Below are 14,167 nucleotides of genomic sequence, written 5' to 3' on the forward strand. Positions count from 1 at the left end.
TAAATAAATTGAAGCAAGTTATTCAGAATAAAAAAGAGTATTTTCACATATCTTTTGTGAATACAAGATTCTTGGATATGAAAAAATAGAAGCACATAAACAGATGGAAAATAGTAATTAGAACGGATATAAAGTATGAAGTCTAGACAGTACAATATTACAAAAGGATTATTGATAGTATATATAAAAACATAAGACAAAAATAATTATCAATGTATTAGCTTTGATTAGAACAATTCTTATGATAGGATTTTTAGGATTGATTGTTATTGTGAACCTATAGATATAATTATACAGGTTCAATTTTAAAAATTATCAAGTTTTAGTTTATAGAGCAGTTTATTTTAACATATAGACTGTTTTTTTATGTCCATAACTATACCATGTAATATTACTTATCAACTTTTTAATAATTTCAAGAAATGCTTACCTTGTAATGAGTAGTTTTTTCTAAAGGGGCCTTACGTTTTCAATTTAATGCTAGTGCAGAACAAGTAAATGTTCAAATTCTTCCACTGGCAGACTGAACATCATCAACTACTTTGTTCATTCCAGCTATTATAATAATTGTCTTTGGACCGTGAATAAGACAAGAGACACTTTGTAGTATCCTTTGTGCAAATCTGAAATCTTTTGCAAGTTATATAATTCCATATTTTTTACTTTAGACTTTATAGATAATCTGTGTTTGTTAGTTGTTACCACAAGATTGATTTTGGCTATATATTTGTGATATGTCTATGAACTTTCAATTGATAATTAAGAAGTATAAAATTATTTTAACAAATCTGTAATTAAATCTTAATCCTTAAAATTATACATATAAAAGTCAATATTTACTTTTATATGTATAATTTTACACAACTTTATTGAAGAGTTATTTTATTAAAGAAATATGTATCTATAATTACTGATATTATTTATAATAGGCTATTTTAACTTTAAAAATTAATGCCAAAAAATGAGTTTGTAAGTCAATATCAAAAATAACTTTATAAATATTTCAAATAGACTAATCTTACATATATTTCCGATAGATTAAATTGATAAAAAACACTAAAATTAAATTAATAAGAATACTTGGAGGGATGGTAATGAAAGAGGAATGTTTTATTAATATTGAACACGAAGATAAACGTTTTTCAATTAACATTAAAGAGATTTTGTACATAGAAAAGCAAGAGTATGAATCAAAAATTTATACAGAAAATGAAACTTATTATATTGGAGAAAATTCTTCTAGTATAAAAAAACTACTGAAAGAAGAAAATTTTTTCAAATGTAGTAACAGTTATATTGTAAATTTAGATAAGTGTGAATTTTATCTCAGCAATAATTGTATTTTTGTAGGAAATAACTTTATAAGAGTTTTAGGTTTAGATAGAAAAAAGAAATTAGAAAAGAAGTTAGAAAAATTATATGATTATAAATATTAACTTTGAGAGGCTGTATTTTATACAGCCTCTTTATTTATTTTATTGTATTATTAATAAACTTTAAATTATGATAAAATATAAGACAAGTATTGCTTTTAATAAATAAAATATAGGATAAGTTTTATTTAGTTACATGATTTTATATAACTGCGTAATAAGAAAAGTAGAATATATTTATATAAATAAAAATTAAACTCATAAACAACTTTTTCAAACAATACATGTAGGAGAGGATAGTAAAATGGATAAACCAAAAAATAGTCTAAACATTGATGAAAGAAAATTAAAATATCCTTGTATTTATAAACATTTTAAAGGAAAATATTATGCTACAATGGGATTGAGCAAAGCCATTGATAGTAATGATATAGAAAAAATCTGTGAAACATATAATGAAAAAGGGTTAACTAAAAACACAGTTAGGTATAAGCTAGATGTTAAGCATACTGAGCTAGATGAAAATATTTTTATATATAGAGACTTGAATGGAAACTTTTATCATAAAAAAGAAGAAGATAATAATAATTTGGTCTTATATAAAACTTTATATGATGATACAGGAGTATTTGTAAGGCCACTAGACATGTTTTTATCAAAAGTAGATAGAGATAAATATTTTAATCCGATTCAAGAATATAGATTTGAAGAATTTTATAAATAAAATATGATGATTACATTTTATAATTTAAGAAAAAAACTGTTATTATATAATAAATTGTGGTAAATATAAATAGGATGAGCTGAGAAGAGAAGAATATCTTAGATTAAGTTATAAAATAGAAACATAGTAAACTGTTATATGATATAATTAAATTTTGAGAAGTGACAATTTATATTTAATAAAAAATAGACAGATATATTAGGAGGAAATATGGGAAATACTTTTTATATAGTAAGACATGGACAAACAGATTGGAACTTATTAGGAAAAACACAAGGTCATGGTAATTCTGACCTTACAGCACAAGGGATAGAACAAGCAAGAGAACTTTCTGAAGACATTGGTAAGTATTCAATTGATTATATTTTTAGTAGTGATTTAGGAAGAGCAATGCAAACAGCTCAAATTTTAGGTGATAAGCTCAATATTGAAGTCCAAAAAACTGAAGCACTTAGAGAAATGGGATTTGGAGTTTGGGAAGGTCTTTTAATAAAAGAAATTCAAAAAGACTATTCAGATATATATTCAACATGGAGAAATGAGCCACATTTAGTAAATATACCAGAAGGAGAAACTCTTAAAATTATAAAAGAAAGAGTAGATACTTTTATAAAGGAATTAAATGAAAAATACAATGATAAAAATATAGTTCTTGTTACACATTCAATTACATTGAGGGTTATGTTACTATCATTCCTAGAGTCAGGTATGGAAAATATATACAGAATTAAGCAAGATAACACTGCTTTAAATATAGTAGAATTTAAAGATTACGGTCCAGTAGTAATAAAGATGAATGATACAAGTCATATAAAAAATCATGTAAAAATAAATAATTCTGCACTTGAGTAAGTATCAAATTATAAGGAGAAGTTTATGAGTAAAGTTATAGTGGTTGGTGGAGGTCCATCTGGCATGATGGCAGCCTTGTCAGCTTCAAAAAACAATAATGAAGTAATATTGATTGAAAGAAATGGAGAGTTAGGGAGAAAGTTAAGAGCAACTGGTGGAGGTAGATGTAACTTTACCAACAATAGAGAGATAGAAGCTTTTTTTGATAAGGTTGTAAACAATAAAAAATTTCTATATAGTAGCTTTTATGCATTTACAAATAAAAATCTTATATCGTATTTTGAAAGTAAAAATTTAGAGTATAAGATTGAAGAAGAAAATGACCATAAGGTTTATACTAAGAATGATAAATCGATAGAAGTAATAGAAGTATTAAATAAGGACTTAATTAATCATAATGTAAAGATAATGTATAATAAAAAAGTTGTGGATATTATAATTGAAAAAATCACTGAACAAGATGACCATAACAATAATAAAGCAAATTATTCAATAAAGGGTGTCATTTTAGATAATGGAGATAATATATTAGGTGATAAAGTTATTATATCAACTGGAGGAGTTAGTTATTCAAAAACAGGTTCAGATGGTTTAATGTATAAGGTTCTTCAAAATCATGGACATACATTAAATAAACTATATCCTGCTTTAGCTCCACTTACAATAGAAGAAAAATGGATTAAAGCTTTACAAGGAATATCTATGAGAAATGTAGAAATATCTTGTAAGATTAAGAAAAAGAAAATATCAAAATCAGGAGACATGCTATTTGCACATTTTGGGATAACAGGTCCTTGTGTACTTATAATGTCTTCTTATATCAATAAGATTATTGAAAAAGATAAGGTAGAATTAAATATAGATTTTTTACCAAATTTAGATGTCAATGAAATTTCTAATATAATTAGAGAAATTCCAAATAAAAATATCTTAAATAATCTTAAACAGATATTACCTCAAAACTTCTTAAGAGAAATTCTTTCTATATTATCTTTAAGTGATAAAAAAGCAAATGAGTTGTCTAAGGCTGATGAAATTAAAATTATTGAGTATATAAAAAATATGAAAATAACTTGTAATGGAACTACAGGCATAAACACTGGAATGGTTACTTCTGGTGGTATTTCAGTTAAAGAAATTAATTCTTCTACAATGGAGTCTAAGTTAATAAAGGATTTATTTTTTACAGGTGAGGTAATAGATGTAGATGCAGAAACTGGTGGATATAATTTACAAATAGCATTTTCAACTGGATATCTTGCAGGGACTAGTGTATAAGTATAGTTTTTAATAAGTCGATTATTAAATATAAATAAAATAGAGGTGTAGATATGAGTAATTTGATTATAGCTGTGGATGGACCAGCAGGGGCTGGTAAAAGTACAATAGCTAAGATAGTAGCAGAAAAACTAAATATAAATTATATAGATACAGGTGCTATGTATAGAGCTGTTACTTATAAGTGTTTAAAAAATAATATTGATGTCAATAATGAAAAAGAAGTTATTAAAATAGCTGAAAATTCGGATATAGATTTTAAAAATAATAGCATATATTTAGACCAAAAAATTATAAATGAGGAAATCAGAACAATAGAAGTAAGCAATAATGTTTCCAATGTAGCTAAGATAAAAGAAGTAAGAAAGTTGATGGTTGAAGTTCAACGAAAAATTGGAACAAAAAGTTCAGTAATATTAGATGGTAGAGATATAGGTTCATATGTTTTTCCAAATGCAGATTATAAATTCTTTTTAGTAGCTACACCAGAAGAAAGAGGAAGTAGACGCTATAAAGAACTTTGTAATAAAGGATATAATACTACTTTAAAAGAAGTAATTGAAGATATAGTAAAGAGAGATGAAATTGATTCAAATAGAGAATTTGCACCACTAGTAAAAGCTGATGATGCACTAGAAATAGATACTACAGGAAAGACTATAGAGCAGGTTGTACAAGAAGTTGTATCTAAGATAAGTTTTTAAGCTCAATGTATCTAAAACGAGAATATAATGTAGTATTGAAGGGAGATAAACGTGAATTTTTATAGATTTGCAATAAATATTTTTAGATGTTTTTCTAAAGTGTTTTTTAAATATGAAGTTATAGGTGCCGAAAATATACCAGATAGAGGAAATATAGTGGTGGCTTCAAATCATAAGTCAAATCTTGATCCTGTATTTTTAGCTGCAGCTATAGAGAATAGGGAGATAGCAGCTATTGCAAAACAAGAATTATTTAAAGTGAAACCATTAGGTTTTATATTAAAAAAATTGCATGTTATGCCTATAAATAGAGAAAAGCCAGATGTATCTACTATAAAAACTATTTTAAGGTCAATTAGAGATGGTTATGTGTTGGGAATATTTCCAGAAGGAACAAGAATTAAAGGAGATAACTTTGGCAAAGCTAAGGCAGGTCTTTCTCTATTTACAATAAAGAGTAAATCTAAGGTTGTACCAGTGTCGATAATATCTAAGTATAAACTTTTTAGTAAGGTAATTGTGTATTTTGGAGAGCCAATATCATTTGAAGAACATTTTAAAGAAAAGTTAAGTAATGATGACCATGAAAGAATGTCACAAGAAGTTTTAGAAATAATAAAACAGAATTACTTTAAATATTCAAAATAAGGGGGGAATTTTGTGAATGTTAAAATAGCAAAAAATGCAGGATTTTGCTTTGGAGTAAAGAGAGCAATGAAAATGGCATGGGATGAAGTAGAGAAAAATGATTCTGGAATATATGCTTTAGGACCTCTTATTCATAACAAACAAGCAGTAGCAAGATATGAACAGAAAGGTCTTAAAACTGTAGATGAAATTGATATAATACCAGATTATGAAAATATGATAATAAGATCTCATGGAGTTCCTGAGAAAGTATACAAAGAAGCTAAAAATAAAAAGCTTAAAATTGTAGATACTACATGTCCATTTGTAAAGAAAATACATACAGTAGTGAGTGAGTATCATAATAAGGGTTATGAAATAATAGTTATTGGAGATATGAAACATCCAGAGGTGATAGGTATAAATGGATGGTGCGAAAACTCAGCAATAATAATAAAAGCTGTAGAGCGAATGGAGAATATGGAATTTGACAATTCAAAACAATATTGTGTTGTTGCACAGACAACGATAAATCCAGATTTATATTCAAATATAGTTGACAAATTAGCTGATAAACTAGAACATATAGTGTTTAATGATACAATCTGTTCAGCTACAAAAACTAGACAAGAAGCAGCTAAAGAATTAGCAAGAGAAGTTGATTGTATGATAGTTATAGGTGGAAAACACAGTTCTAATACTCAAAAGTTAGTAAAAGTTTGTGAAGATTTAGTTCCAACCTTTGCAATAGAAACTAAAGACGAATTGGATGTAAATATGCTTAAGAAGTATAAAAATGTAGGAGTTACAGCAGGAGCATCTACACCAGATTGGATAATAGAGGAAGTAATAACATTTATTGAGAATTTATAAATATAGTAAACAATAAAAACATGTGTACTATTGGTATAATATATAAAATTTATTGTAATATCTATATGTAATTTTATACTATTACATGTCATAACTAGATAACCTAATATCAGAAAGTGTGTATCTTAATATGCAAGAAATTAACAATATAAGATATGCACTTTTTAATATTAGAAATTTAAAAGGTATAATGATATTGATTATCAATAACAAATGAAAAATAATATAATTATTGCGAAATTAATATAGGAGGTAAATTAATGGAAATGTTAATATCTGCTTCTGAAGAAGCATTTTTACATGTGGGTTCTATGATTGGATTTTTTATTTTGCTATTTGGATATATAAACTATAAAACTAGTGGTAATTTTACTAATATTATATCAAAAAATAGAAAATATCAACCTTTAATAGGAGCTTTGATAGGAGCTATACCAGGTTGTGGTGGGAGTTTGGCAATCATGCCATTATATATAAGTGGAAAATTAAGCTTTGGAGCAATCATTGCAAGTTTAATAGCAAGTATGGGGGATGCTGCATTTATACTTATTTCATCAAATATTAAAATGTATTTTTTTGTGACTATAGTTAGTACAATTACAGGAATAATAACGGGACAACTAGTAGATTATTTTAAATTAGAAAAAAAATTGAAATTAAATAAATATAGAAAATCAGACAAACATAATATAGATAAAAGTGACCATAAAGAGAATGAAGAGTCGCATAATCATGATGGTATCATTTTGGATAATTTAGCTAAATCTCATGGAAATACGAATAGACTTGCATTTATAATAACACATGGTAAAGGGTACAAAGTTTATATAGGAATTGTATTAATAGGTTTTATATTTATGTCTCTTGCTCATTCTGGAATAAATCTTCCTATTATTGAAAAATTACATTCACTAGAAGAAGCAATAGCAGTTATAGGAATACTATTCTCAATAGTTTATATGTGGTGTTTTAAAAAAGTATTTAAAAATTCTAATCAAAAAGAGGAAGAAAATAAGAAGATTTCCTTAAGAGAAATGCTTATACATTCTGTAGGTGAAATTTCATTTGTTATTACATGGATTTTTATTGCATATCTTATTTACGATTTGATAATATTGGTTTTAGGTGGAGATGAATACTTAGTTAATTTAGTTTTATCAACAGGTGTAATTAGTGTATTTATAGGTGCAGGTCTCGGGCTTATTCCAGGGTGTGGTATACAAATTGTACTTATGTCATTTTACTTGAAAGGAACTATACCACTTGGTGCAGTAATAGCTAATTCCATATCTCAAGATGGAGATGCTCTTTTTCCACTTTTAGCAATGGACAAAAAATCTTCCTTATGGGCTATGATTATTACTACTATACCAGCTATAATCGTAGGAATGATAGTTTATGCATTTTTAGGTTAATTAAAAGTAGTTATTAGTATAAATGATAAAAATACATAAATCTATACTATGGATATAGTAACAAATATTAAAAATATAAAAAATAAAATTTAATATAATTAAAATATTTATAAAGAACATGAGAAATAATATTATTGTTTCTCATGTTTTTGTATTTAATTTAATAAATTATGGAATAAATGCTTTTTATCGAAGATAGGCCAAATACTCCATACTCAACGTAAGTAGGGTAGAGATGTAAGCATAAAATATGCTAATATAAATTAATATGATACAACAAGTATATTGATATAAAAAATTTAAGAGGAGTTGTAAAAATGAGTAATTTGAAAAAAAAGTGTGATGTAGCAAGTGGAAGAGATAAAGCTGATATTGTACTTAAAAATGGAACAATTATAAATGTATTCACAGAAGAATTAATAGTAGGAGATATAGCAATAGTAGAGGATACAATTGTTGGAATCGGCGAATATAGTGGAAAAGTAGAGATTGATTGTAGTGGTAAATACTTATCACCTGGTTTTATTGATGCACATATGCATATTGAGTCTACAATGGTAATGCCAATTGAATTATCAAAAAAATTACTAAAGTCAGGTACAACAACTGTTATAGCTGACCCTCATGAACTAGTCAATGTAAAAGGAGCAAGTGCAATAGACTTTTTACTAGAATCAACAGAAGAGATACCTTTAAATGTATATATTATGCTACCATCATCTGTACCTGCAACAAGATTCGAAACTAATGGAATAGGAAATTTTAGTGCAAAAGATATGGATGCCTACATAAATAATCCTAGAATCTTAGGATTAGGAGAGGTAATGTGTTTTAATGATGTTATATCTGCTGAAAAAGAAATTTTAGATAAATTAGAGGCTTTTAAAGATAAAATGGCAGATGGACATGCACCAAATATAACTGGAAAGTCACTTCAAGCATATGTATGTGCAGGAATAAAAAATGACCATGAATGTGTAACTTTTAATGAAGTGTATGAAAAATTAAGAGCAGGTCTAAAAATTTTTATAAGAGAAGGAAGTGCAGCAAAAAACTTAGAAGCTATAATAAAGGGATTATTGAAATATAGCTTACCAATTGAAGAATTTATGTTTTGTACAGACGACAAACATTTGGATGATATAGAAAAACAAGGGCATATAAGATGGAATATAAAATGTGCAATCGATTTGGGTATGGAGCCAATTAAAGCTATTAAAATTGCAACTTATAATTCAGCAAGAGCATATGGTCTAAATAGAATTGGAGCAATAGGTGCTGGGTATAAAGCAGATATTGTTGTTCTAAACAATTTAGAAAATATGGAGGTAGGTAGTGTTTATAAAGATGGTAAATTGATAGATGAGGGAATTTTTTCTGATTATAATTATGAAATTAAGGATAAAGAGCTGCTTAATACAGTTAAATTTAAAGATATTGATAGAGAAAAAATACAATTAAAGTCAAATGAGAAAAATTATGTAATGGAAATTGTACCATATCAGATTCTAACAAATAAATTATTTGAATCTATACCAAACAAAAATGGATATTTCAATCCAAATGAAGAATATTCAAAGCTTTGTGTTGTTGAGAGACATAGAATGACTGGAAACATATCAGTTGCACCATTAAAAGGTTTTGGTATAAAAAATGGAGCAATAGCAACTACTGTAGCTCATGATTCACATAATATCATAGTTGCAGGAGATAATGATGAAGATATTATAGTTGCAGTAAATTACTTGAGAGATATACAGGGTGGCTATGTAATTGTATCAAATGGAAAAGTACTTGCTCACTTAAGTCTTCAAGTAGCTGGATTAATTAGTACTCTTCCAGCAGATAAAGTGCAAGAAACAACTGATAATATGTTAAAAATAGCAAGAAAAATGGGAGTTCCAAAGTATGTAGACCCTTTTATTACACTTTCATTTATGGCTCTTCCTGTTATTCCAAAAATAAGACTTACTGATTTAGGTCTATTTGATGTAGAAGAATTTAAATTTATATAGATTAGAGTATTAGAAGATTAAAAATAAATAAGCAGGATTTAATACATAAATTAAATCCTGCTTATTTTAATTACTATAATTATTTAACATAAATTCCATTTTAAATGCTCTAATCAAATAAAGTTGAAATTTTTAGTATATAAAATTTACATATCCATGAAATTTTCCATATAAAAAAGTAAAATATTTTATTTATATATAGAAATATAGGGTATTAATATAAATATAGTATAAATTATTGATTAAAAAACAAAAGGAGAGATATTTATGTTAAGTATAGGTACAAAAGCACCAGAATTTACATTAGAAGATAAGGATGGAAATGAAGTCAGTATGTCAGATTTTAAGGGGAAAAAAGTGGTAATATATTTTTATCCTAAAGATAATACACCAGGATGCACACGTCAGGCATGTGCATTTAGAAACGCATATGAAGGATTTAAAAATAATGATATACCAGTTATTGGAATAAGTAAAGATAGTATTAAATCACATCAAAAATTTGCAGAAAAACATGAGCTTCCTTTTATTTTACTTTCTGACCCAGATTTAATTGCTATTAAGGCTTTTGATGTGTGGAAAGAGAAAAAAATGTATGGGAAAACTGCTCTAGGAGTCGTTCGTGCAACTTATATTGTAGATGAAAGTGGAATTATTGAAAAAGTTTTTGAAAAAGCAAAACCAGATACAAATGCACAAGAGATTCTTGAATATTTGGAAAAACAGGAGTAATAAGAATTTATGATTATAATGTTATCACCAGCTAAAAATATGAAACATGCACAAGCAGTTGATAGAGATTTAAGCTTACCTTGTTTTATAGATAATGCAAAAGAAATATCAAAGAATATAAAAAAATTTAGTTTAGAAGATTTTAAAAATAAAATGAAAATCAACGAGAAGTTAGCCATATTAAACAAGAGTAGATTTGATAATTTTAAATTTGACAGTCTAGGAAGTCCTGCAATCTTAACTTATGATGGAATACAATATAAAAATATAGAAGCAGAGCGTTTTACAAAGCAAGATGAGGAATTTGCAAATAGTTGTATTCGAATCATAAGTGGATTGTATGGGGTTGTAAAACCTTATGATAGTATATATGAATACAGACTAGAAATGCAGACAAAGCTACAGATAAGAGAATTTAAAAATTTATATGAATATTGGGGAGACAGTATATATAAAGAATTAAGTAAAGAAAATACAGCTATTGTCAATCTTGCATCAAGTGAATACAGTAAAACTGTGGGAAAATTTATCAATGATAATCATACATATGTAACATGTAATTTTAAAATAAATAAAAATAATATATTAAAAGTTGAATCAACACAAGCAAAGAAAGCTAGAGGAATGATGGTAAAATATATTATTAAAAATAAAATAGAAGATATTAACGACTTAAAAAAATTTAATTTAGAAGGGTATAAATATCAAGAAAACTTATCTAACAATAATGAGTATGTGTTTGTAAAAGAGTAGATATTTTTATATAGATTTTAAACCAAATTGTTAAATTTAGGTAAAATATAATTGTTGAGTATTGAATTGAATTGGATTTTAAAATATAATTATTCTTAAATCAAAAAAAGAAAGGAGTGATCTTCCAAAATGGAAAATCACAAACAGATGCCTTGGCATTCGATGGCAACACATGAAGTATTAGAGAGTTTAGACTCATCAGAGGAGGGGCTCACCGATACCGAGGCGGAAAACAGGATTAAAGAGCATGGTTTAAATGAACTGAGAAAAAGACCACCTAGAACAGTTTTACAAATGCTTTGGACCCAAGTTACAGATGCTATGGTATTGATACTAATAGGTGCATCAGTATTATCTTTAGCATTTGGAGAATTTACAGAAGCTTTTGTAATTCTAATAATTGTAACAGTAAATGCAGTTATTGGTATTGTTCAAGAAAAAAAAGCAGAATCATCATTAGAAGCACTAAAAAATATGAATTCACCTACAGCACGTGTTATGCGTGATGGTGAAGAAAATGTTATCCAAGCAAGTAATCTTGTAATAGGAGATATTGTTTTTTTAGAAGATGGAGCAATGATTCCAGCAGACATTCGTTTAATAGATACATCTAGCTTAAAAATTCAAGAAGCTTCTTTAACAGGAGAGTCTGTACCATCAGAAAAAGATTCAGATGACCTTTTACCTGAAGAAAGTGTATTAGGAGACCGTAGTAATATGGCTTATACGTCTTCAATTGTCACATATGGTAGAGGTATAGGCGTTGTAGTTGCAACTGGTATGGACACAGAAGTAGGTAATATAGCACATCTTTTAGATTCACAAAATGATTTTGATACTCCTATAAAACGTAAACTTAATACTGTTGGAAAGACATTAAGTGTTATAGGTATTATTGTATGCGTTATTATATTTGCAATAGGTGCATTTTACCAGAGACCTCTCTTACCAATGTTTATGATTGCAATTTCCCTTGCTATATCAATCATTCCAGAGGGATTACCTGCAACAGCAACCATTGTAATGGCTCTAGGTGTGCAACGTATGGCTAAAAAAAATGCTTTGATTAGAAAGTTACCAGCAGTTGAAACATTAGGAGGAGCTACAGTAATATGTTGTGATAAAACTGGTACATTAACCTTAAATAAAATGACTGTTACACATATTGCTGTAAATGGCGATTTTGAATCTGGAAAAGTAACATCAATAGATACTGCGTCTGAGAAACATCCACTAGTATACAAAGAGATTGTTTATGCTGGTGCACTTTGTAATGATGCATGTATAAATCCAGATAAAACAGATGAAATATTAGGTGATCCAACAGAAGGTTCATTGATTTTTATGGCTAATAAATTTGGAATAGATCAAGAAGCTCTTGAAGAGAAATATCCACGTGTATTTGAGCAACCTTTTGATTCCGACAGAAAATGTATGACAACTGTTCATGATATAGATGGAAAAATCACAGTATATACTAAAGGTGCAGTGGATGAACTTCTCCATTTATGTACCAAAATATTAACATCAAAAGGTGAAAGAAACATTACAGAGTTGGATAAAAAAAATATACACGAATTATGTCTCGCTATGTCTAAAGATGCATTACGTGTACTTGGTTTTGCTAAGCGTGAAATTTTATCGATACCAAAGGAAGATAGTGAAAACATAGAATATGATTTGACATTTATTGGTATGGTTGGTATGATTGACCCACCAAGAACTGAGGTAATTGATGCAGTAAAAACTTGTAAAGAAGCAGGCATAAGAACCATAATGATAACAGGTGACCATAAAGTCACTGCCACAACAATAGCTCATGAATTGGGAATTTGGAATGAAGGAAATACTGTTATATCTGGTGATGAACTTGATAATTTAAGTGATGAGGAACTGGATAAAGCTGTTAAAAATGCTACAGTATTTGCTCGTGTATCACCATTTGATAAACTCAGAATTATACAGTCTCTAAAAAGAATCGGAGAAGTACCAGCGATGACTGGAGATGGGGTAAATGACTCCCCTGCATTAAAGTCTGCTGATATTGGTATAGCTATGGGTATAAGTGGTACAGATGTGGCAAAAGATTCTTCAGATATGATTTTAATGGATGATAGTTTTACCACAATTGCTTATGCAATAAAAGAGGGTAGGCGTGTATATAGAAATATACAAAAGGTTATACAATTCTTGCTTGTTGGAAATATAGCAGAGATACTTACACTATTTGTTGCAATATTGTTAAACTGGGATACTCCACTTCTTGCTGTGCATATTCTATGGGTAAACCTTGCAACAGCAACTCTTCCAGCGCTTGCTCTTGGAGTTGACCCACCAAGTATAAACATAATGAAGCATCAACCTGTTAAATCAGAAAGTTTGTTTGAAAAAAATCTTGTACAAAGAGTTATTACTCAGGGGATATTTGTAGCAATAATGACCATTTTAGCATATAAAATTGGTCTTAATATAGGAAACCATACTGTAGGTCAAACAATGGCATTCTGTGTATTAGCATTTTCACAAATGTTGCGTGCATTTAGCCAACGTTCAAATACAGACTCTATGTTTACTAAAAATAGTGGTAAAAACCCATTTCTTTTAATCTCATTTTTAACTTCTGCTTTGCTTATGGCAGTTATATTATTTGTCCCTAATTTTAGAGATGCATTTAATTTAACTGTTTTAAATAGCTCACAGTGGCTTGTAACAGTAATTTTAGCTATAATGTCTGTAGTGCAAGTAGAGGTTGGAAAATTTATTAAAAGAAAATTATATAAAAAATAGTTGACAAAATTAGGAAAAAAATATAAGATATAAA

12 protein-coding genes are annotated in these 14,167 nt (G+C 27.7%); all 12 read left to right on the plus strand.

What is annotated here, in order from left to right; all coding sequences use genetic code 11:
* The first annotated feature begins 1,094 nt into the window (after nucleotides 1–1,094).
* The 12 genes from KGF41_RS02675 to KGF41_RS02730 all read left to right on the plus strand — a co-directional run bounded on the left by KGF41_RS02675 (nucleotide 1,095) and on the right by KGF41_RS02730 (nucleotide 14,133).
* Complete coding sequence (locus KGF41_RS02675; protein ID WP_227829954.1) at nucleotides 1,095–1,436, plus strand: LytTR family transcriptional regulator DNA-binding domain-containing protein; 342 nt, start codon at nucleotides 1,095–1,097, stop codon at nucleotides 1,434–1,436.
* Nucleotides 1,437–1,677: 241 nt separating this feature from the next.
* Nucleotides 1,678–2,097 (plus strand): DUF1653 domain-containing protein, encoded by a 420-nt coding sequence (locus tag KGF41_RS02680; protein ID WP_227829953.1) that lies wholly within the window; start codon nucleotides 1,678–1,680, stop codon nucleotides 2,095–2,097.
* 210 nt (nucleotides 2,098–2,307) lie between these two features.
* Nucleotides 2,308–2,949 carry a histidine phosphatase family protein gene (locus KGF41_RS02685; RefSeq protein ID WP_227829952.1) on the plus strand — a complete coding sequence of 214 codons (642 nt, stop codon included), beginning with the start codon at nucleotides 2,308–2,310 and terminating at the stop codon, nucleotides 2,947–2,949.
* A 24-nt stretch (nucleotides 2,950–2,973) separates the two neighbouring features.
* Complete coding sequence (locus KGF41_RS02690; RefSeq protein WP_227856324.1) at nucleotides 2,974–4,227, plus strand: NAD(P)/FAD-dependent oxidoreductase; 1,254 nt, start codon at nucleotides 2,974–2,976, stop codon at nucleotides 4,225–4,227.
* 53 nt (nucleotides 4,228–4,280) lie between these two features.
* Nucleotides 4,281–4,931 carry a (d)CMP kinase gene (gene cmk, locus KGF41_RS02695; protein WP_227829950.1) on the plus strand — a complete coding sequence of 217 codons (651 nt, stop codon included), beginning with the start codon at nucleotides 4,281–4,283 and terminating at the stop codon, nucleotides 4,929–4,931.
* A 51-nt stretch (nucleotides 4,932–4,982) separates the two neighbouring features.
* A complete protein-coding gene (locus tag KGF41_RS02700) occupies nucleotides 4,983–5,579 on the plus strand; it encodes a lysophospholipid acyltransferase family protein (RefSeq protein ID WP_227829949.1) in 597 nt (198 codons plus the stop codon).
* Between the two features lie 12 nt (nucleotides 5,580–5,591).
* Nucleotides 5,592–6,431, plus strand: a complete 840-nt coding sequence (locus KGF41_RS02705) for a 4-hydroxy-3-methylbut-2-enyl diphosphate reductase (protein WP_227856325.1) — start codon at nucleotides 5,592–5,594, stop codon at nucleotides 6,429–6,431.
* A gap of 260 nt (nucleotides 6,432–6,691) precedes the next feature.
* A complete protein-coding gene (locus KGF41_RS02710) occupies nucleotides 6,692–7,846 on the plus strand; it encodes a putative manganese transporter (protein ID WP_255611302.1) in 1,155 nt (384 codons plus the stop codon).
* Between the two features lie 317 nt (nucleotides 7,847–8,163).
* Nucleotides 8,164–9,861, plus strand: a complete 1,698-nt coding sequence (ade, locus tag KGF41_RS02715) for an adenine deaminase (protein WP_227856326.1) — start codon at nucleotides 8,164–8,166, stop codon at nucleotides 9,859–9,861.
* A gap of 267 nt (nucleotides 9,862–10,128) precedes the next feature.
* A complete protein-coding gene (gene bcp / locus KGF41_RS02720) occupies nucleotides 10,129–10,593 on the plus strand; it encodes a thioredoxin-dependent thiol peroxidase (protein WP_227856327.1) in 465 nt (154 codons plus the stop codon).
* Between the two features lie 9 nt (nucleotides 10,594–10,602).
* Nucleotides 10,603–11,346, plus strand: coding sequence for a peroxide stress protein YaaA (gene yaaA, locus KGF41_RS02725; RefSeq protein ID WP_227856328.1), 744 nt, complete (start codon nucleotides 10,603–10,605; stop codon nucleotides 11,344–11,346).
* Nucleotides 11,347–11,475: 129 nt separating this feature from the next.
* Complete coding sequence (locus KGF41_RS02730) at nucleotides 11,476–14,133, plus strand: cation-translocating P-type ATPase (RefSeq protein WP_227856329.1); 2,658 nt, start codon at nucleotides 11,476–11,478, stop codon at nucleotides 14,131–14,133.
* The last annotated feature ends 34 nt before the right edge of the window (nucleotides 14,134–14,167 follow it).

The organism is Clostridioides sp. ZZV14-6150 (genome assembly GCF_020657875.1).
Lineage (GTDB): Bacteria > Bacillota > Clostridia > Peptostreptococcales > Peptostreptococcaceae > Clostridioides.